The organism is Rhodovarius crocodyli (assembly GCF_004005855.1).
GTDB classification, from domain to species: Bacteria; Pseudomonadota; Alphaproteobacteria; order Acetobacterales; family Acetobacteraceae; genus Rhodovarius; species Rhodovarius crocodyli.
Genome location: NZ_SACL01000006.1, coordinates 212,040 through 228,529 on the forward strand (window position 1 = coordinate 212,040; position 16,490 = coordinate 228,529).

Consider the following 16,490-nt stretch of genomic DNA (forward strand, 5'->3'; position numbering starts at 1 on the left):
AACACAGATGGTAAAGCGGGGCGGCCCGAACAAGCCGCCCCGGAAAATGGTCAGGCGGAGGCCGCCTGCTCGGGCTTGCGCTCGCTGTAGATGTAGAGCGGCTGGGCGCGGCCGTCGGCCACTTCCCCGTTCACCACCACCTCGGCGATGTCCTCCATGCCCGGCAGGTCGAACATGGTGTGCAGCAGGATGCCTTCCATGATCGAGCGCAGGCCGCGCGCGCCGGTCTTGCGCTGGATGGCGCGGTGGCTGATCGCCTTCAGCGCGTCCTCGGTGAAGGTCAGCTTGCTGCCCTCCATCTCGAACAGCTTCTGGTACTGCTTGACCAGCGCGTTCTTCGGCTTGGTCAGGATCTCGATCAGCGCCTTCTCGTCCAGGTCCTCCAGCGTGGCGACGACCGGCAGGCGGCCGATGAATTCGGGGATCAGGCCGAACTTCATCAGGTCCTCGGGCTCGCACTCACGCAGGATGGCACCGGTGCGGCGCTCGTCGTTTTCCTTGACCTCGGCGCCGAAGCCGATGCCCGAGCCCTTGCCGCGCGCGCCGATGATCTTCTCCAGCCCCGCGAAGGCGCCACCGCAGATGAACAGGATGTTCGAGGTGTCGACCTGCAGGAATTCCTGCTGCGGATGCTTGCGCCCGCCCTGCGGCGGCACGGAGGCGACGGTGCCTTCCATGATCTTCAGCAGGGCCTGCTGCACGCCCTCACCGGACACGTCGCGCGTGATGGACGGGTTGTCGGACTTGCGGCTGATCTTGTCGATCTCATCGATGTAGACGATGCCGCGCTGCGCGCGCTCGACGTTGTAGTCGGCCGCCTGCAGCAGCTTGAGGATGATGTTCTCCACATCCTCACCGACATAGCCGGCTTCCGTCAGCGTCGTGGCGTCCGCCATGGTGAAGGGCACGTCCAGGATGCGGGCCAGCGTCTGCGCGAGCAGCGTCTTGCCCGAGCCGGTGGGCCCGATCAGCATGATGTTGGACTTCGCGATCTCCACCTCGCTCTTGGACTGGCCGCCCAGGCGCTTGTAGTGGTTGTGCACCGCGACCGAGAGCACCTTCTTCGCGTGGTCCTGGCCGATCACGTAATCGTCCAGCACCTTGCATATCTCGCGCGGGGTCGGCACGCCATCGCGGCTCTTCACCAGCGTGGTCTTGTGCTCCTCACGGATGATATCCATGCAGAGCTCGACGCACTCATCGCAGATGAACACGGTCGGGCCCGCAATCAGCTTGCGGACCTCGTGCTGCGACTTGCCGCAGAACGAGCAATACAGGGTGTTCTTCGAATCGCCCGAAGACTTGCTCATGCGTGCTCCTTGTCCGGCCTCGCGGCCCCATGCTGGATGGGGCCGGCAGGGCCGGTCCCGGAAAAATAAACGTTGAGACTAGCCCCTTCGCTGCTGCGCGAAAAGCGTGCCGGGATTTCGGGGCGATCTCGTAACAAACCGTCCCTCGTCAGGCCTTGGGGGCTTCGGGGGCCGGGGCCGCCGCGCGCTTGGTCACCACCTCGTCGATCAGGCCCCATTCCTTGGCCTCGATCGCGCTCATGTAGCTGTCGCGCTCCAGCTTGGACTCGATCGCGTCCATGCTCTGGCCCGTGTGCTCCACGTAGATGGCGTTCAGCCGCTTGCGCAGCGTCAGGATCTCGCGCGCCTGGATCTCGATGTCCGTCGCCTGGCCGCGCGCGCCGCCCGAGGGCTGGTGCACCATCACGCGGGCGTTCGGCAGGGCGAAGCGCTTGCCCTTCTCGCCGGCGGTCAGCAGCAGGCTGCCCATGGAGGCGGCCATGCCCATGCACACCGTGCTGACGGGGCAGCGGATGTACTGCATCGTGTCGTAGATCGCGAGGCCGGAGGAGACCACGCCGCCCGGGCTGTTGATGTAGAACGAGATTTCCTTGGTGGGGTTCTCGCTCTCCAGGAACAGCAGCTGGGCGCAGATCAGGCTGGCGACGCCGTCATGCACCTCACCGGTCAGGAAGATGATGCGCTCACGCAGCAGGCGGGAGAAGATGTCGAACGCCCGCTCCCCGCGCGCGCTCTGCTCGACCACCATGGGCACGAGGCTGTTGTTGTAGACTTCGACCGGATCCCGGTCCCTGAAAATGGACATGCCTGATCGCATCCTGTTCGCGCGGCCCCCTTGGAAACTCAGTCAAACACTCATGGGCAACCGCTGTTGACGCAGGCTGCCGGAGATTCGGCCAGCCCGACTATACAAGCAACATGTGGGCAGAAGGTGAACCGGGGGAAGAGGTAATTAAGCCCCCGCCTCCGGGCTTGCCGCCAATGCCGCGACCCGGTCCTGCACCCTGATGCGGGCCGCGGGCAGCGGTCTGTGGAGGTTCCCGAAAGCGTCACGTTCCAGGAAATGGGCCGTCAGGCGCAGCCCTTCAAGCCATGCGGAGGGCCCATCCGCCGCCCCTTCGCCGCGCAGGAAGGCCGGCAGCGGCAGCAGGCGCCCGGCATAGGGCTCTCCGGCGGCGCGCCCCACCGCCCGGCCGGTGCGCGGCGACACCCAGGGCAGGTCCTCGCGCTCACCGGTCGCGGCGCAGGCCTCCAGGTCCAGGCCGTAGCCCAGTTCGCGCAGCAGGATCATTTCCCACCGCACCAGCGCCTCGGGCGCGCGGGCCGGCTCCCGCGCCAGGGAGACGACCAGCCGCACCAGCCCGTGGAAGGTCTCGGGCTGGGGCACGCGCTCGGGCAGCGCGCCGTCCGCGACCGCGCAGGCGGCCGAAAGCACCGCGAGGGTCAGCGGGTCCTCCATCGCCAGCGCCGCGGCCGGGTGCACCATCTCGGCCGAGACCGCGCCCAGCTGCTCGGAAAGGCGTGCCACCCAGCGTGCCTCCACCAGGTTGCCCGGCTGCCACAGGGGCGCCTGCGCCCTGCTCTGCCCGCCCTTGGCCAGGCCGGGATGCCGGCCCATCGCCTCCGTCAGCAAGCCGATGACAGCCCCCGCCTCGCCATGCGGGCGGGCCGACAGGACGACGGCCGGGCCTTCCCAACTCGTGCTCATGCGTGCGATCCTGGCTGTGCCGCGGCGCAACACGGCAGCCTCCATCGCCATTCTTCCAGGGTCCGATGCCTCACGACATGCCGACAGCAGGCTCCGCGCCGCGTCATCCCGGCAGCAGCGATGAGGCACTGAGCCTTGCCATCGCGCATGGCGGCCATCGGAACATCCTCGTTCTCGCGCATGATTTCCCGCCCGCCTGCAACCAGCCCGGCCTGCATGTCACCTATCTGGGTCCGATCGGCCGGCTTCCAGCCCTTCGCTGCGCTTCCGCCGCCCTCTACGACTGTCCGGACCCGGCACAGGCGCCGGAGCTGATGCGCAGGCTAGCCGGGGAGACGACGCGCCGCCACAGCCTGGCCTTCATCGATTCCGACCACCGCGCCGCCGCGCTGGTCGCCCAGATCGCGGCGATGGCGCCTCTCTGCGAGGAAGATGCCTGGTGGGCCTTCGACGACGCGGTGCCCCCGCGCCCGGAGATGGCGACCGCCGAGCCCCGCGCGGGCTGGTGGGTCGGCCAGGTCTATGCCCTGCCGAAACTGATGGATCCGGTGGCCGGGGACGCTGCGGCCGCCGTCATGCCCCTGCCGCCCACCGGCATCTCCTTCTTTCGCGGCTGGCGCCTGCCGGAAGCCGATGTGCTGGCCGCCCGCCTGGCCGATCTGCCCGAGGAGCCGGGGCTGGAGGCGATCTCGCGCCTCTCTGCGCTGCCCGGCGCCTCGGCGCTCGACCTTTTCCTGGGCATGCCGGGCACGGCCCTGCCCCAGAACGGCCCGCTGGATGTGCTGGGCGAGGCCGGGCGCATGGTGATCGAGGAGCTGGAGCCGGAAACACCCGCGGCCGAACCGATCGCCCCGCTCGGGATCGTCCAGGCCGGCGGGACGGCCGACACCTCCGCCTGCGAGGCCCCGCCCGGCCCCCGCCACGGGTCGGCCCTGGTGGAATACCGCGATGTCGTGGTCTCGGGCTTCGACGCGCTGTTCTTCGGCAACACGCTGACGGGGCGCTACCGGGATCCGGCGCAGCGCCTGGACCATGCGGGGCGCCTGGCCGCCACGGGCGCCTGGGGCTACGACCGCAGCTGGCCCGTGCTGCGTGACGCGGCAGGCGGGCTGCACGTCAATCCGGCCGCCCTGACACCGGCGGGCGACATCACGGAATCCGTCCTCTGGGGCACGCCCGACAAGGGCGCGGACTGGGGGATCTGGCTGCTGACCGCCTTCGCGTCGGTCGAGCTGTTCCACAACCATCGGGACCGTTTCGCCAAGTTCTTCTGCTGGTGCCCCATGCCCTGGCAGAAGGACTTCCTGGCCGCTGCCGGCCTGGCCGCCGAGGACGTGCTGTTCCATCAGGCCGAGAAGCCCTGGCTGCTGCGCCATGTCGGGCTGCTGGAACAGAGCAGGCGCGACCTGGCGCTAACCCCCTTTCTGCGGGGCGCGCTCGACCGTTTCCTGGAGCGGCAGGGGCTGTTCGACCTGCCGGCCGGTGACAGGCGGCTTTTCGTCTCGCGACTCTCGGTCGGCCGGCGCGGCGCCTATCGCGCGCTGGAGGATGAGGAGGCGCTGCAGGAGGCCATGCGGCAGCGCGGCTTCGAGATCCTGTATCCCGAATCGCTCTCATTGCCGGAACAGGCCCGGCATTTCCGGGAGGCCTCGGTGGTGGTGGGACCGGGGGGCGGGGGGCTGTTCAACGCCGTGTTCTGCCGCCCGGGCACCAGTGTCATCCTGCTGGAAGGCAAGCCCGGCCGCGCGGCGGGGCCGCTCAACCTGTTCGCCTCGGCCGGGTTGCCGGCCGGGCTGGTGCTGGGCGAGGAACTGCCCGGGGCCGAGCGCCGCTGGCGGCTCGACCTGGACAAGGCCCTCGCCGGGCTGGACGCCATGCTGCGGGGGTGATGCCCCCGCCGCCTCAGCGCGGCGCCATGCGGATGGCGCCGTCCATGCGGATCGTCTCGCCGTTCAGATAGCCGTTCTCGACGATCTGCATCGCGAGCTTGGCATATTCCTCGGGCAGGCCCAGGCGCGGCGGGTTGGGAACGGAGGCCGCGAGCGAGGCCTTCACGTCATCCCGCAGCCGCGCCAGCATCGGGGTGTCCATGATGCCGGGCGCGATGGTGCAGACGCGGATGTGCTTGCTGGCCAGGTCGCGCGCGGCGCAGATGGTCATGCCGATCACGCCCGCCTTGGACGCCGCATAGCCCATCTGGCCGATCTGCCCCTCATAGCCGGCGACGGAGGCCGTCATGACCACCACGCCGCGCTCGCCGTCGGGCAGCGTCTCGGTCTTGGCCATGGCGGCGGCGGCCAGGCGCAGCACATTGAAGCTGCCAGTCAGGTTGACCTTCACGATGGCCTCATAGGTCTCGAGCGAGCCCGGCGCGCCGTCGCGGTCCAGCACGCGCACCGGCCCGCCCCGGCCCGCGCAATGCACGACCACGCGCAAGGGGCCGAGCGAGGCCGCCTTGTCCACCGCGGCCTGGAAGCTGTCGGTGTCCGTCACGTCGGCGGCCACGAAATGCGCGCCGATCTCGGCGGCCACCGCGACACCGGGGCTGTTCGCCAGGTCAGCCAGCACCACGGTCGCACCGGCCGCGATCAGCCGCTGCGCCGTCGCCAGGCCCAAACCCGAGGCGCCGCCCGTGACGATCGCCACCGCACCCTGAACGTCCATCCCATTCTTCTCCTGTTTCGACAGGCGAAATGGGCCATGAAGCGCCGGACCGTGCAAGGGGGCCCGCCCCATAGACCACCCCTACCGCCGCAAGAGGGGGCATCGGCTTGCAAATGGGCCTGTTTCGACCTCAGATCGGCACACGACATCGTGAGGAAACGCCCTTGGCCAAGGTCTGGGTCTACAACTGGAACCATGTGCGCGGCGGCGAGGGCGCTGCCTGGGGCCACTCCGCGCTGCAGATCGAGGCCGGCGCCTACATCTCCTGGTGGCCGTCGCGGGACGACGAGCGCCACTATGCGGTGGACCGGAACAAGAGCCCCTTCATGGCGCGGATGATGAACAGGATCATCGGCACCACCAACGTCTACAAGGTGAAGCACCGCTGCAACCCGAGCTATCAGCACGACATCACCGATGAGGGGCGCGCGGCGGATGTGGTCGTCGAAATCGCGGCCGATGTGCTGAATACGGGTGCTATCGAACGCTGGTGGGCCGGCTATGCCTATGAGGCGGCCTCCTATCACAGCATCAAGAAGAACTGCTCCACCACCGTCATCCGCGCGCTTCGCGCCGGCGGCTCCGACAGCCACGTCTCCGTCACCAAGCTGGGCCTGAGCGGCAAGCTGCCCAGCATCGACTTCTTCTCGAAGCGGACCGGCTGGGAACCGACGGACGTCATGGCCTATCTGCGGTTGATGAACCGCAGCCTGGGCGATGCGAAGGTCAATCTCAACGCGAACAACGTGGCACCCCGCAACGTGCCGGTGGAAGGCACGGGGGTGCAGATGTGCGAGGCGCATGGCCAGCCATTGCTGACCTGCTCCAACTGCTGAAGCCGCGGGGCGGCCCGCGCCTCAGCGGGTCTCGGCCTCGCGGATCAGTTGACGAACGCGCTCCGCGGCGGCCCCGCCCTTCAGCGCATCCCGCCAGACCGATTCGGCCACGCGCTGGTGCATGCCGATCGCGTCATCCGCGCTGGTGATGCTGGTCACGCCGGTGCTGACCCAGGGCAGGCAATCGATCGGGAAGGGGCTGGTGGCGACATGCGCGCGTTCCCGCCCGCGCATGATCCGGAAGGTGCCGGAGGGCTCGACCCCCTGCGCCAGGCCTATCTGCAAGCCGATCGGTAGGCTTTCCATCAGCGTGGCGATGTTGCTGGCCTCGGCGATCGCGGCGATGCGGCAGCGGGCGCGCGTCGGCTCGGGGATGGGCAGGGAGCCCGCCACGCCCTCGGTGAGGAAGCGGCGCACGGTGCTCTCGCACAGCACGACCGTCATGTTGGGGCGGCGGGCGGAATAGTTGCGCTTGCGGAAGTTCAGCGTCTGCATCGCCTGCTCGATGGCGGCCAGCGCCACTGCCCGGTCCGGCGCGTTGATGACGCTTTCTGACCAGGCCTCGACCATCGCGCCGTCGAAGGCGTCCGTCGTCAGCGGCTGGCACAGCCGGCCACCCACCTGCAGGATCTGGTCGGCCTGTTCCTCAAGGTTGCGCAGCCGCTCGGCAAAGGCTGCGGGGCGGGAGAAATACTCCACCCCGATGCCCAGCAGAGACAGCGGCGAGATCTTCAGGAGCTCCGCGAGACGACGGATCGTCTCGAGCTTGATGACCTCGCCCTTCTCATAGCGATACAGAGCAGCCCGCGAGACGCCCAGGCGTGCGGCGATTTCCTCCGCACGCATGCCGGACTCAAGCCGATAGGCCCGCAACTGCTGACCGACATCCGCGAACTTCATGCAACCTCCAGCAGGTAACCGTTTTGGTCTACAACCACGCTCGGTGAGATACGAGCCCCGAATTTAGAAACTCATCTCACCAAAACGTGATAGCGGCTCAAAACTTGATACATTCTTAATCCGCTGAAGATCGTTCCGGCTAGTCGATTCAGACCTTGCTCCCGATCTCGTGAGCGGCCAGCGTCTCCAGCGCCTTGACCATTCCCGAGTGATCGAGCTGTGAGCCGCCGGCCGCCGACACGGCCGTGAAAAGCTGCTGCGCGCTGGCGGTGTGCGGCAGCGCGACGCCCAGTTCCTTCGCGGCCGACAGCGCCAGGTTCAGGTCCTTCTGGTGCAACGCGATCCGGAAACCCGGGTTGAACGTATGCTGGATCATTCGTTCCGCGTGAACTTCAAGAATGCGGGAGTTGGCGAAACCGCCCATCAGCGCCTGGCGGACCTTCGCCGGGTCGGCCCCCGCCTTTGACGCGAAGACCAGCGCCTCGGCCACCGCCTCGATGTTCAGGGCCACGATGATCTGGTTGGCCACCTTGCAGGTCTGCCCGGCACCGATGCCGCCCACCAGCGTGATGTTCTTGCCCATCAGTTCAAACAGCGGGCGCGCGCGCTCGAACGCCGCGTCCTTGCCGCCGCACATGATGGTCAGGCTGGCGGCCTTGGCCCCCACCTCGCCGCCCGAGACCGGGGCATCGACGTAATCGGCGCCCAGCGCCTCGACCTTGGCCGCGTAGTCCTTCGTCGCGGTCGGCGAGATGGAGGACATGTCGATCACCAGCTTGCCGGCCGACAGGCCCGCCGCCACGCCGCCCTCGGCGAACAGCGCGCGCTCCACATCGGGGGTGTCGGGCACCATCACGATGATGACGTCCGCCGCCTTCGCCACGTCGGTGGCGGTCGGCAGGATGGTGAAGGCGTCGCGCGCCTCCGCCTTCAGGCTCGCACGCTCGGGCGCATAGATCTCATGGCCGCCATTCTTCAGGTTCAGCGCCATGGGCAGGCCCATGATGCCGAGGCCGACAAAACCGATCTTCATTCTGTGCTTCCCTCTTCTCGGATCACTTCGCGCGCCAGGGCTGGAACCAGCCCAGGCCCGCATTCGTCTCGCCCTTCGGCCGGTATTCGCAGCCGATCCAGCCGCGATAGCCCGCGGCGTCGATTTCCCTGAACACGAAGTCCCAGTTCACCTCGCCGGTGCCGGGCTCGTTGCGGCCCGGCGTGTCGGCCACCTGCATGTGGGCGATATAGGGCAGCGCCGCCTTCATGCGCGGCACCAGGTCACCCTCGGTGATCTGGGTGTGGTACAGGTCGAACTGCAGCCCCAGCCGGTCGGGCCCCACCGCCTCGATCGCCGCGATGCCGTTGGCCACCCCGGTCAGCGCATAGCCCGGCATGTCGCGCTGGTTGATCGGCTCGATCACGCATTTCACGCCCTGTGCGATCGCCTTCTCCGTCGCCCAGGCCAGGTTGATGGCATAGAGGCAGGTCAGCGTGCCCTGGCTGACGCCGGGCGGCACCATGCCGGCCATCACATGGATGCGCGGGCAGCCCAGCTCACCGGCATAGTCCAGCGCCTTCAGGATGCCGTCGCGGAACTCCTGCTGGCGGCCCGGCAGGCTGGCCGTGCCGCGCTCCCCATTCGCCCAGTCGCCCGGGGGGGCGTTGAACAGCACCTGCTGCAGCCCGTTATCCATCAGGCGCGCGGCGATGTCCTTGGCGGCGAATTCATAGGGGAACAGGAACTCCACCGCCTCGAACCCCGCCGCGCGGGCGGCGGCGAAGCGGTCGAGGAACGGCACCTCGTTGAACATCATGGACAGATTGGCGGCGAAACGCGGCATCGGTCGCTCCCTGGATTTGGGAGCAAGGCGTAGCCCGCTCGCCGCCTGCTGTCACCACATGCTGGCGGCAGCCCGCTGGGGCCATTCCCTGTCGTAGGGCTCGGCCTGGATCTCGCCGCGCGTCATGGATTGCAGGATCTGGCCCGGCGTCGGCAGTCCCTTGGCCAGTTCCTGGCTGGCCGGATCCCACAGGCGCGACCGCACGATGGCGCGCGCGCACTGGAAGTAGATCTCGTCCACCGTGATGACGGCCACCGTGCGCGGCAGCGCGCCCTCCACCGAGAAGCTCTCACGCAGCGCCTGGTCCGCCGTCACCTTCGCGCGCCCGTTCACCCTGAGCGCATTGCCGCTGCCCGGCACCAGGTACATCAGCGCCACGCGCGGGTCGCGCACCATGTTGCGGATGCTGTCGATGCGGTTGTTGCCGCGCCGGTCCGGCAGCAGCAGCGTCTTGCGGTCCTGGATGCGCGTCAGCCCGAAAGCGTCGCCGCGCGGCGAGCAATCCAGCCCCTCCGGCCCCACCGTGGCCAGGGCGCAAAAGGGCGCGGCCTCGATGATGCGGCCATAGGCGTCGGTGACGTGGTCCGCCACCTTGCCGGTGCTGGCCAGGACCGGAATGCCGTAGATGGCCTCCAGTTCCGCCTCGGTCTCGATGATCTGCATCAGGCACCTTTCAGCGGAAAGCGTTCCGCAATCAGGAAGGGGGCACCCGGGCCGGCCTGGGTGAACACGCACAGCTCCCGCACCAGGCGCGGCATGGCCGGCACCGCGCCGAAATGCGCCAGCAAGGGCGGCAGCACCGCCTCACGCGCCGCATCGTCCAGCCGCTGGGTCAGCGTCACGTGGAACTGGAAATCCTCGAACACATAGGGGTAGCCCCAGCGCGCCAGGTTGGCCTCGTGCCGCTCGCTCAGCTTCGCGCGGCGGCGGCGTTCCAGCTCGGCCTCGGTCGGCGGCTGGCGAAAACCGTCCAGCGCCTCCACGCAACTGTCCGCCAGCGCATAAAGCGGCGGGCAAGGCGCCGTCTCCCGCAGCGCCAGAAACCCCTTCAGATTCTGCACCGACAGCGGCGGCAGCGCGAATACCCGCGTGGCCGCCGCCAGCGCCTGCACCTCACGGCACAGCTCATCCCACGGCCGCGCCAGCCGGAACGGCGGCTTCAACGTCGCATGCAGCCCATAGCCGCGCGGATCGCCCGTGATCTCGGCAATGCCGGGCACCGGCGGCTGCTCCACCAAGGCCCCCGTCTCCGCATCCCGCCCCAGCCAAGCCGAGCCCAGCACATGCAACGGGTCGCTCACCTCCGGCGCCCAGTAGACGCCGGCACGCATGGGAGGCGTCATGGGAAGGGCGCTTCAAGGGGCTTCGCCCCCTGGACCCCCATCAAGGGGCGCTGCCCCTTGAAACCCCGCCAGGAGCCTGTGGCCCCTGGACCCCCATGAGTTAACTGGAAGTTTGGGGAGGGGGCACGGAACGCGCGTCGGGCCAGGAGGCTGCGCGGAGCCCCCTCCCCAGACTTCCAGCTCCCGGTTTCCAAAGGCCTTTCGGCCTTTGGCGGGTTCCAAGGGCAGAGCCCTTGGTGGGGGTTCGGGGGCAAGGCCCCCGAGGCGCGCCAACCCATCACACCACCCGTGCGCCCTGGCGCCACACGCGGCGCACGAAGGGCAGGCCGACGTGGTGCTTGACCTGCACCAGGTCGGCGTTGAGGCCGGGCTGGATGCGGCCGCGGTCGTGCAGTTTGGCGGCGCGGGCGGGGTTGGCGGTGATGGTGGCGATGGCGGCGGGCAGTCCCATGATGTCGGCGCTGGTATAGGCGGCTTCGATCATGGCGGCGGGAACGTAGTCGGAGGCGATGATATCCATCGCGCCGGCGCGGGCGACGTCGAGGGCCGCGACGTTGCCGGAGTGGCTGCCGCCGCGCACGATGTTGGGCGCGCCCAGGATGCTGTCTACGCCATGGGCCTTGGCGGCTTTCGCGGCCTCCATGGTCACCGGGAATTCGCTGATCATGATCCCGTCGGCGGCGTTGCGCGCGATCTGCTCGGCGCTTTCGTCGTCATGGCTGGCGATGGGCAGGTTCCGGGCGGCGACGCGGTCCAGCACCCAGCGGCGGTGGGTTTCCAGGATGCGGCTGCGCTTTTCCAGCAGGTAGTCGACCTGCTGCTGCACGCGTTCGGTGCTCCAGCTGGTCTGGCGGGCGCGCATGGCGATGTAGCGCGGCAGGTCGCGGTACTGGCCGATGCCGGGGGAGTGGTCCATCACGCTGATCATGGCGACCAGCGGGTGGTCGGCCACGGGGTCCAGCAGGCCGGGCAGGTCGTCGGCGGGCAGTTCGCAGCGAAGGTGCAGCAGGTGCTCGGCGCGCATCAGGCCCGTGGCGTGCATTTCCGTCAGGTCCAGCACGCCTTCCTTGAAGGTCTGGTCGCGGCCCTGGTCGAAGCCGAGGTCGCCCAGGCACAGCGCGTCGAACACGGTGGTGACGCCGGCCGCGGCGCATTGCGCGTCATGCGCGATGAAGGCGCTGCGGGACGGCCAGCGGGCGTTGGCGCGCGGCTGCACCTGGCGTTCGAGGTTGTCGGTATGGACATCGACGACGCCGGGGATGATGTCGTCGCCCTCGCAGTCCTCGGCGCCGGGGGCGTGGCTCAGCCCTTCGGAGACTTCGGCGATCTTGCCGTCGCGGAGGACCAGAGTGCCGTGAATGACCGCATCGGGCAGGATGATGCGGGCGTTGGTCAGGATGGTGTCTTGGGTCATGCGGCTTTGCGGATCGGCTCTACGGTGAACAGGCGGTCGGCGACGCGGTCGCGGACGGGAAGGTCGTGGAAGATGCCCACCAGCGCGCTACCGGCGGCCTTAGCTTCCTGGATCAACTGTATCACCACCTCGGCATTGGCGGCATCCAGGCTGGCGGTGGGCTCGTCCAGCAGCATGATCGGGTGGCCGGCCGCGAAGCCGCGCGCCAGGTTCACGCGCTGCTGCTCGCCGCCCGAGAAGGTGGCGGGCGGCAGGTCGTGCAGGGCGTCGGGCAGGTTCAGGCGGCGCAGCAGTTCCGTCGCGCGGGCGAGGGCCGCGTCACGCGGGGTGCCGCGCGCGATCAGGGGTTCCGCCACGATATCGCGGGTCGCCACGCGCGGGATGACGCGCAGGAACTGTGAGACATAGCCCAGCGTGTCGCGGCGGATCTCGCGCATCATGCGCGGGTCGGCGGCGGTCATCTCGATCTCGGCATCGCGGTGCCGCAGGTGGATGCTGCCGGCCTCGGCGCCGTAATTGCCGTAGAGGCAGCGCATCAGGGTGGATTTGCCCGCGCCCGAGGGGCCGGTCAGCGCGATGCACTCCCCTGCCCTGACGCTGAGCTCGACGTTTTCCAGCACCGGGATGGTCACGCTGCCCTGGAGGTGGAGCGTGAAGGATTTGCCGAGGCCGTTTGTGCGAAGGACGATCATGCCGCGAGCACCGAGCTGACGAGAAGCTGCGTGTAGGGGTGCTGGGGGTCGTCCAGCACCCGGTCGGTCAGGCCTTCCTCCACGATCCGGCCATGGCGCATCACCACGATCCGGTGGGAGAGCAGCCGCGCGGCCGCGATGTCGTGCGTGACCAGCAGCACCGCGAGGCCGAGATCGGCCACCAGGGAGCGGATGAGGTCCAGCAGCTTCGCCTGCACCGACACGTCCAGGCCGCCGGTGGGCTCGTCCATGAACACCAGGCGCGGCCGCGTGACCAGCGTGCGGGCGATCTGCAGGCGCTGCTGCATGCCGCCGGAGAAGGTGCGCGGCAAATCGTCCATGCGGCTCGCGTCGATCTCGACACGGCCGAGCCAATGGGCGGCTTCCTCGCGGATCTTGCCGAAATGGCGGGCGCCCGCGGCCATCAGCCGCTCACCCACATTGCCGCCGGCCGAGACGTTCATGCGCAGCGCGTCACGCGCGTTCTGGTGCACGAAGCCCCATTCGCTGCGCATCAGCCGGCGCCGCGCGGCGTCGGAGATGTTCAGCACATCATGATCCGTGCCCACGGCATCGGTGTAGGTCACGCAGCCGCCATCGGCCCCCTGCATGCCCGCCAGCACCTTGAGCAGCGAGGATTTGCCCGAGCCGCTTTCGCCCACGATGCCCACCACCTCACCGGGGTAGAGATCGAGCGAAACGTCGAGCAGCGCATCCACCGCGCCGAAGCGCAGGTTGAGGCCGCGGGCTTCCAACAAGGGGTTCATTCGCCCCTCCTCTCAGCGCAGTAATCGGTGTCGGAGCACACGAACATCCGCCCGCCCTGGTCGTCGGTGATCACCTCGTCCAGGTAGCTTTCGGTGCTGTTGCACAGCGCGCAGGCGTGCGGCGCGCGGATCGGCCTGAACGGGTGATCCTCGAAATCCAGGCTCTGCACCGCCGTATAGGGCGGCACGGCGTAGATCCGCTTCTCACGCCCCGCGCCGAACAGCTGCAGGGCGGGGTTCATGTGCATCTTCGGGTTGTCGAAGGACGGGATGGGCGAAGGCGACATCAGGTAGCGCGCGTTCACCATCACCGGATGGTTATAGGCCGTGGCCACCTCGCCGTGCTTCACGATGTCCTCATACAGGCGCACCTGCATCAGCCCATAATCGCCCAGCGCGTGCAGGCGCGTGGTTTCGCTGACGCGCGGTTCCAGGCGGAACAGCGGTTCCGGCATCGGCACCTGATAGACCAGCACCTGGCCTTCGCGCAGCGCGGTTTCGGGGATGCGGTGGCGGGTCTGCACGATGGTCGCTTCGCGGGTGCGGTCCGTGGTGCGCACACCCGCCACACGGCCGAAGAAACGGCGGATGGACACCGCGTTCGTGGTGTCGTCCGCGCCCTGGTCGATCACCTTCAGCACGTCGCGCGGCCCCAGGATGGAGGCCGTGACCTGGATGCCGCCGGTGCCCCAGCCATAGGGCAGCGGCATTTCCCGCGCGCCGAACGGCACCTGGTGGCCCGGCACCGCCACGGCCTTCAGGATGGCGCGGCGGATCATCCGCTTCGTGGCTTCGTCCAGATAGGCGAAGTTGTAGCCGGCAAGCTGCTCGGCCACCGGGTTCACCGGGATGTTCATGACTTCTCTCCGCGATCGGCGGCCCAGCGGGCGCGGATGCCGCGCAGCTTCTCCAGCTCCGACTGGAAATCGACGTAGTGCGGCAGCTTCAGATGCTCGACGAAGCCCGTGCTCTCCACATTGTCGCAGTGATACAGGACGAATTCGGCATCCTGCGCGGGGGCGGTGATTTCCTCGCCCAGCTCGCTCGCGCGCAGGGCGCGGTCGACGAGCGACATGGCCATCGCCTTGCGCTCGTTCTGGCCGGGCACCAGCCCATAGCCGCGGGTGAATTGCGGCGGGGTTTCGTTGTTGCCGGCGAACTGGTTGACCATCTGGCATTCGGTGACGACCACGTCGCCGATGTCGATGGCGAAGCCCAGCTCAGGCGGCGTGAACTCCACCGGCACCGCGCCCATGCGGATCTCGCCCACGAAGGGGTGGGCATTGCCGTAGCCGCGCTGGGTGGAATAGCCGAGCGCGAGCAGGAACCCCTCATCACCGCGCGCCATGGATTGCAGCGCCAGCGCCCGGATGGCCGGAAAGCGCAGGCCCTCGCGCGTCAGGTCGGGCGGCTCGGCATCGGTCGCGGTGTCGCGGGCCATCAGGCCCTCGCGCGCCAGCATCTCGGTCACGCGGGGCATGGGCGTCACGCCCGTGTCGGCCTGGGGGGCCGGGTCGGGCTCGCCCTTGCGGCCGGCGAGGTCCAGTTCCAGCAGGCGGTGGGTGTAGTCGAAGCTCGGGCCCAGCACCTGGCCGCCGGGCAGGTCCTTGTAGGTGGCGCTGATGCGGCGCTGCACCTGCATGGCGGCGGTATCCAGCGGCGCGGCATAGCCGAAGCGCGGCAGGGTGTTGCGATAGGCGCGCAGCAGGAAGGCGGCCTCCGTGCTGTCGCCGCGCGCCTGCTTCAGCGCGAGTGCGGCCAGGTCACGGTCGATGCAGGCGCCCTCGGCCATCACGCGCTCGACCGCGAGGCCGAGCTGTTCCGCGATCTGGTCGGCGGTGATCTCGGGCAGGGCCGCATCGCCGCGCCGGCGCTCGGCCAGCCAGGCATGGGCGTTGGCGATGGCGCTCTCGCCGCCCTTGACGGAGACGTACATCAGATCACCTCGGTGGTGCGCGGCAGGGCGGCGATCTGCGCCCCGCAGCAGAAGACGATGTCGAGGCCGCGCGGGAAATGCGGGCGAAGGGCCGCGCGTTCCGCGAGGAAGTTTTCCGGCAACCCTTCGACGCCCAGCGACACCTCGTCCTTGATGCCCGGGCCGCGCAGGCGGAGCGTGCCTTGCGCCTTGAGGGAGGCGACGTTCAGCACCAGCGTGGCGCCATCCTGCGGCACCTCATCCGTGCCGAGGTTCAAGGTGCTCAGCGCCGGCGGGCGGCCGGTGGCGAACAGGAACATGGCGGCGGGCGCCTCGGCGAAGGGCGCGCCGGTGTGAAAGCGCAGCCAGTCGGCGGCCTGGGCACCGCCATCCTGCCAGACCGGCGTGTCGGCATCGCACAGCGCGAGCGCCAGCGCGCCCATGGCGGGCGACAGCGGCGCGGGCGGGATCGGCGCCGGCGCGATGGGGATGATCCGGCCAGGGTGGCTCAACGCCTCCAGCACCGCGCGGAAGGCGGACTGGGCGTCGAGGACGGGATCGGCAAATCCGGGCTGCATCATCGCATGGTCGCCATGGTGAAGAAGTTGACGCGCGTGGCCTCGGCCTTGCGCGCGGTCTCGGCGCGGGCGCTGTCCTGGCTGGCTGCCAGCGGCTCCACCACCGAGGCCATCAGCGCGTCGCGCAGTTCAGGGTTCTGCAGGGCGGCGTCGATCGCCGCCGCCAGTTCGGCCTGGGCCAGGTCGCGGCCCATCACGGTCGCATGGCCCATATGCTCACCCATGGAGACGGTGCAGCGGGTGACCGTGGCCTCCATCAGGTTGAAGGCGGTGCCGTCGCCGCCGGCCCGGCCGCGCAGCATGACGAGGCCGGTATCCGGCCCCTTGAGGCGGCGGTGCGCCGGCAGGGGCGGCACATCGGCCAGATGTTCGCGCAGGGCCTCGGCGCTGGCGCGGGCGAGCACGGACATCCAGATCTGTCTGTCGGTGCGGTCGGGAGAGGTGGGTGCGTTTGTCATCTTCGGGATGTCTAGACAACACCACATCCGCTCGATTAACGTCAATGCGGATGATGTCACCGATAGG

General features: G+C 69.0%; 18 protein-coding genes. 2 read left to right on the forward strand and 16 right to left on the reverse strand.

Annotation, left to right across the window (positions count from 1 at the left end; translation table 11 throughout):
* Positions 1-50: 50 nt before the first annotated feature.
* From clpX to recO, 3 genes are all read right to left on the reverse strand, one after another.
* Complete coding sequence (clpX, locus tag EOD42_RS17785) at positions 51-1,310, reverse strand: ATP-dependent Clp protease ATP-binding subunit ClpX (RefSeq protein WP_127788914.1); 1,260 nt, start codon at positions 1,308-1,310, stop codon at positions 51-53.
* A gap of 148 nt (positions 1,311-1,458) precedes the next feature.
* On the reverse strand, positions 1,459-2,115 hold the full coding sequence (gene clpP, locus EOD42_RS17790) for an ATP-dependent Clp endopeptidase proteolytic subunit ClpP (protein ID WP_127788915.1): 657 nt from the start codon (positions 2,113-2,115) through the stop codon (positions 1,459-1,461).
* 147 nt (positions 2,116-2,262) lie between these two features.
* Complete coding sequence (gene recO, locus EOD42_RS17795) at positions 2,263-3,018, reverse strand: DNA repair protein RecO (protein ID WP_127788916.1); 756 nt, start codon at positions 3,016-3,018, stop codon at positions 2,263-2,265.
* 77 nt (positions 3,019-3,095) lie between these two features.
* Here recO and EOD42_RS17800 point away from each other — a divergent pair, with 77 nt between their 5' ends.
* Complete coding sequence (locus tag EOD42_RS17800) at positions 3,096-4,907, forward strand: glycosyltransferase family 61 protein (RefSeq protein WP_164867996.1); 1,812 nt, start codon at positions 3,096-3,098, stop codon at positions 4,905-4,907.
* A gap of 13 nt (positions 4,908-4,920) precedes the next feature.
* Here the strand turns inward: EOD42_RS17800 and EOD42_RS17805 are convergent, their stop codons facing one another.
* Positions 4,921-5,682 carry an SDR family NAD(P)-dependent oxidoreductase gene (locus EOD42_RS17805; protein ID WP_127788918.1) on the reverse strand — a complete coding sequence of 254 codons (762 nt, stop codon included), beginning with the start codon at positions 5,680-5,682 and terminating at the stop codon, positions 4,921-4,923.
* A 164-nt stretch (positions 5,683-5,846) separates the two neighbouring features.
* Between EOD42_RS17805 and EOD42_RS17810 the strand changes: the two genes are divergently transcribed.
* The gene (locus EOD42_RS17810) at positions 5,847-6,518 is read left to right on the forward strand and encodes a hypothetical protein (RefSeq protein ID WP_127788919.1); all 672 of its coding nucleotides are present in this window, start codon (positions 5,847-5,849) and stop codon (positions 6,516-6,518) included.
* 21 nt (positions 6,519-6,539) lie between these two features.
* Here the strand turns inward: EOD42_RS17810 and EOD42_RS17815 are convergent, their stop codons facing one another.
* From EOD42_RS17815 to phnG, 12 genes are all read right to left on the reverse strand, one after another.
* On the reverse strand, positions 6,540-7,418 hold the full coding sequence (locus tag EOD42_RS17815) for a helix-turn-helix domain-containing protein (protein ID WP_127788920.1): 879 nt from the start codon (positions 7,416-7,418) through the stop codon (positions 6,540-6,542).
* Between the two features lie 148 nt (positions 7,419-7,566).
* The gene (locus EOD42_RS17820; protein ID WP_127788921.1) at positions 7,567-8,451 is read right to left on the reverse strand and encodes a 2-hydroxy-3-oxopropionate reductase; all 885 of its coding nucleotides are present in this window, start codon (positions 8,449-8,451) and stop codon (positions 7,567-7,569) included.
* Between the two features lie 22 nt (positions 8,452-8,473).
* Entirely contained in the window at positions 8,474-9,256 is a 783-nt protein-coding gene (otnI, locus tag EOD42_RS17825; protein ID WP_127788922.1) for a 2-oxo-tetronate isomerase, read from the reverse strand.
* A gap of 51 nt (positions 9,257-9,307) precedes the next feature.
* The gene (locus tag EOD42_RS17830) at positions 9,308-9,919 is read right to left on the reverse strand and encodes a pyridoxamine 5'-phosphate oxidase family protein (RefSeq protein ID WP_127788923.1); all 612 of its coding nucleotides are present in this window, start codon (positions 9,917-9,919) and stop codon (positions 9,308-9,310) included.
* Entirely contained in the window at positions 9,919-10,599 is a 681-nt protein-coding gene (locus EOD42_RS17835; RefSeq protein WP_127788924.1) for a DUF1045 domain-containing protein, read from the reverse strand. Before EOD42_RS17835 ends, EOD42_RS17830 begins: the two co-directional genes overlap by 1 nt.
* A 277-nt stretch (positions 10,600-10,876) precedes the next feature.
* Complete coding sequence (locus EOD42_RS17840; RefSeq protein ID WP_127788925.1) at positions 10,877-12,013, reverse strand: alpha-D-ribose 1-methylphosphonate 5-triphosphate diphosphatase; 1,137 nt, start codon at positions 12,011-12,013, stop codon at positions 10,877-10,879.
* Positions 12,010-12,705, reverse strand: a complete 696-nt coding sequence (gene phnL / locus EOD42_RS17845) for a phosphonate C-P lyase system protein PhnL (RefSeq protein ID WP_127788926.1) — start codon at positions 12,703-12,705, stop codon at positions 12,010-12,012. Before phnL ends, EOD42_RS17840 begins: the two co-directional genes overlap by 4 nt.
* On the reverse strand, positions 12,702-13,472 hold the full coding sequence (phnK, locus tag EOD42_RS17850) for a phosphonate C-P lyase system protein PhnK (protein ID WP_127788927.1): 771 nt from the start codon (positions 13,470-13,472) through the stop codon (positions 12,702-12,704). The genes phnL and phnK overlap by 4 nt, the downstream gene beginning before the upstream one ends.
* The gene (locus EOD42_RS17855) at positions 13,469-14,329 is read right to left on the reverse strand and encodes an alpha-D-ribose 1-methylphosphonate 5-phosphate C-P-lyase PhnJ (protein ID WP_127788928.1); all 861 of its coding nucleotides are present in this window, start codon (positions 14,327-14,329) and stop codon (positions 13,469-13,471) included. Before EOD42_RS17855 ends, phnK begins: the two co-directional genes overlap by 4 nt.
* The gene (locus tag EOD42_RS17860) at positions 14,326-15,408 is read right to left on the reverse strand and encodes a carbon-phosphorus lyase complex subunit PhnI (RefSeq protein WP_127788929.1); all 1,083 of its coding nucleotides are present in this window, start codon (positions 15,406-15,408) and stop codon (positions 14,326-14,328) included. Before EOD42_RS17860 ends, EOD42_RS17855 begins: the two co-directional genes overlap by 4 nt.
* Positions 15,408-15,968 (reverse strand): phosphonate C-P lyase system protein PhnH, encoded by a 561-nt coding sequence (gene phnH, locus EOD42_RS17865; protein WP_127788930.1) that lies wholly within the window; start codon positions 15,966-15,968, stop codon positions 15,408-15,410. The genes EOD42_RS17860 and phnH overlap by 1 nt, the downstream gene beginning before the upstream one ends.
* Entirely contained in the window at positions 15,965-16,423 is a 459-nt protein-coding gene (gene phnG, locus EOD42_RS17870) for a phosphonate C-P lyase system protein PhnG (RefSeq protein ID WP_240655200.1), read from the reverse strand. Before phnG ends, phnH begins: the two co-directional genes overlap by 4 nt.
* Between the last annotated feature and the right edge of the window lie 67 nt (positions 16,424-16,490).

Bases quoted from the DNA above. Each gene is read 5' to 3' on its own strand.
- phnH (WP_127788930.1), bottom strand. From the start codon at position 15,968: ATGATGCAGCCCGGATTTGCCGATCCCGTCCTCGACGCCCAGTCCGCC.
- clpX (WP_127788914.1), bottom strand. From the start codon at position 1,310: ATGAGCAAGTCTTCGGGCGATTCGAAGAACACCCTGTATTGCTCGTTC.
- EOD42_RS17835 (WP_127788924.1), bottom strand. From the start codon at position 10,599: ATGACGCCTCCCATGCGTGCCGGCGTCTACTGGGCGCCGGAGGTGAGC.
- EOD42_RS17855 (WP_127788928.1), bottom strand. From the start codon at position 14,329: ATGAACATCCCGGTGAACCCGGTGGCCGAGCAGCTTGCCGGCTACAAC.
- phnL (WP_127788926.1), bottom strand. From the start codon at position 12,705: ATGATCGTCCTTCGCACAAACGGCCTCGGCAAATCCTTCACGCTCCAC.
- recO (WP_127788916.1), bottom strand. From the start codon at position 3,018: ATGAGCACGAGTTGGGAAGGCCCGGCCGTCGTCCTGTCGGCCCGCCCG.
- EOD42_RS17820 (WP_127788921.1), bottom strand. From the start codon at position 8,451: ATGAAGATCGGTTTTGTCGGCCTCGGCATCATGGGCCTGCCCATGGCG.
- otnI (WP_127788922.1), bottom strand. From the start codon at position 9,256: ATGCCGCGTTTCGCCGCCAATCTGTCCATGATGTTCAACGAGGTGCCG.
- phnK (WP_127788927.1), bottom strand. From the start codon at position 13,472: ATGAACCCCTTGTTGGAAGCCCGCGGCCTCAACCTGCGCTTCGGCGCG.
- phnG (WP_240655200.1), bottom strand. From the start codon at position 16,423: ATGACAAACGCACCCACCTCTCCCGACCGCACCGACAGACAGATCTGG.
- EOD42_RS17815 (WP_127788920.1), bottom strand. From the start codon at position 7,418: ATGAAGTTCGCGGATGTCGGTCAGCAGTTGCGGGCCTATCGGCTTGAG.
- EOD42_RS17840 (WP_127788925.1), bottom strand. From the start codon at position 12,013: ATGACCCAAGACACCATCCTGACCAACGCCCGCATCATCCTGCCCGAT.
- clpP (WP_127788915.1), bottom strand. From the start codon at position 2,115: ATGTCCATTTTCAGGGACCGGGATCCGGTCGAAGTCTACAACAACAGC.
- EOD42_RS17805 (WP_127788918.1), bottom strand. From the start codon at position 5,682: ATGGACGTTCAGGGTGCGGTGGCGATCGTCACGGGCGGCGCCTCGGGT.
- EOD42_RS17830 (WP_127788923.1), bottom strand. From the start codon at position 9,919: ATGCAGATCATCGAGACCGAGGCGGAACTGGAGGCCATCTACGGCATT.
- EOD42_RS17800 (WP_164867996.1), top strand. From the start codon at position 3,096: ATGCCGACAGCAGGCTCCGCGCCGCGTCATCCCGGCAGCAGCGATGAG.
- EOD42_RS17860 (WP_127788929.1), bottom strand. From the start codon at position 15,408: ATGTACGTCTCCGTCAAGGGCGGCGAGAGCGCCATCGCCAACGCCCAT.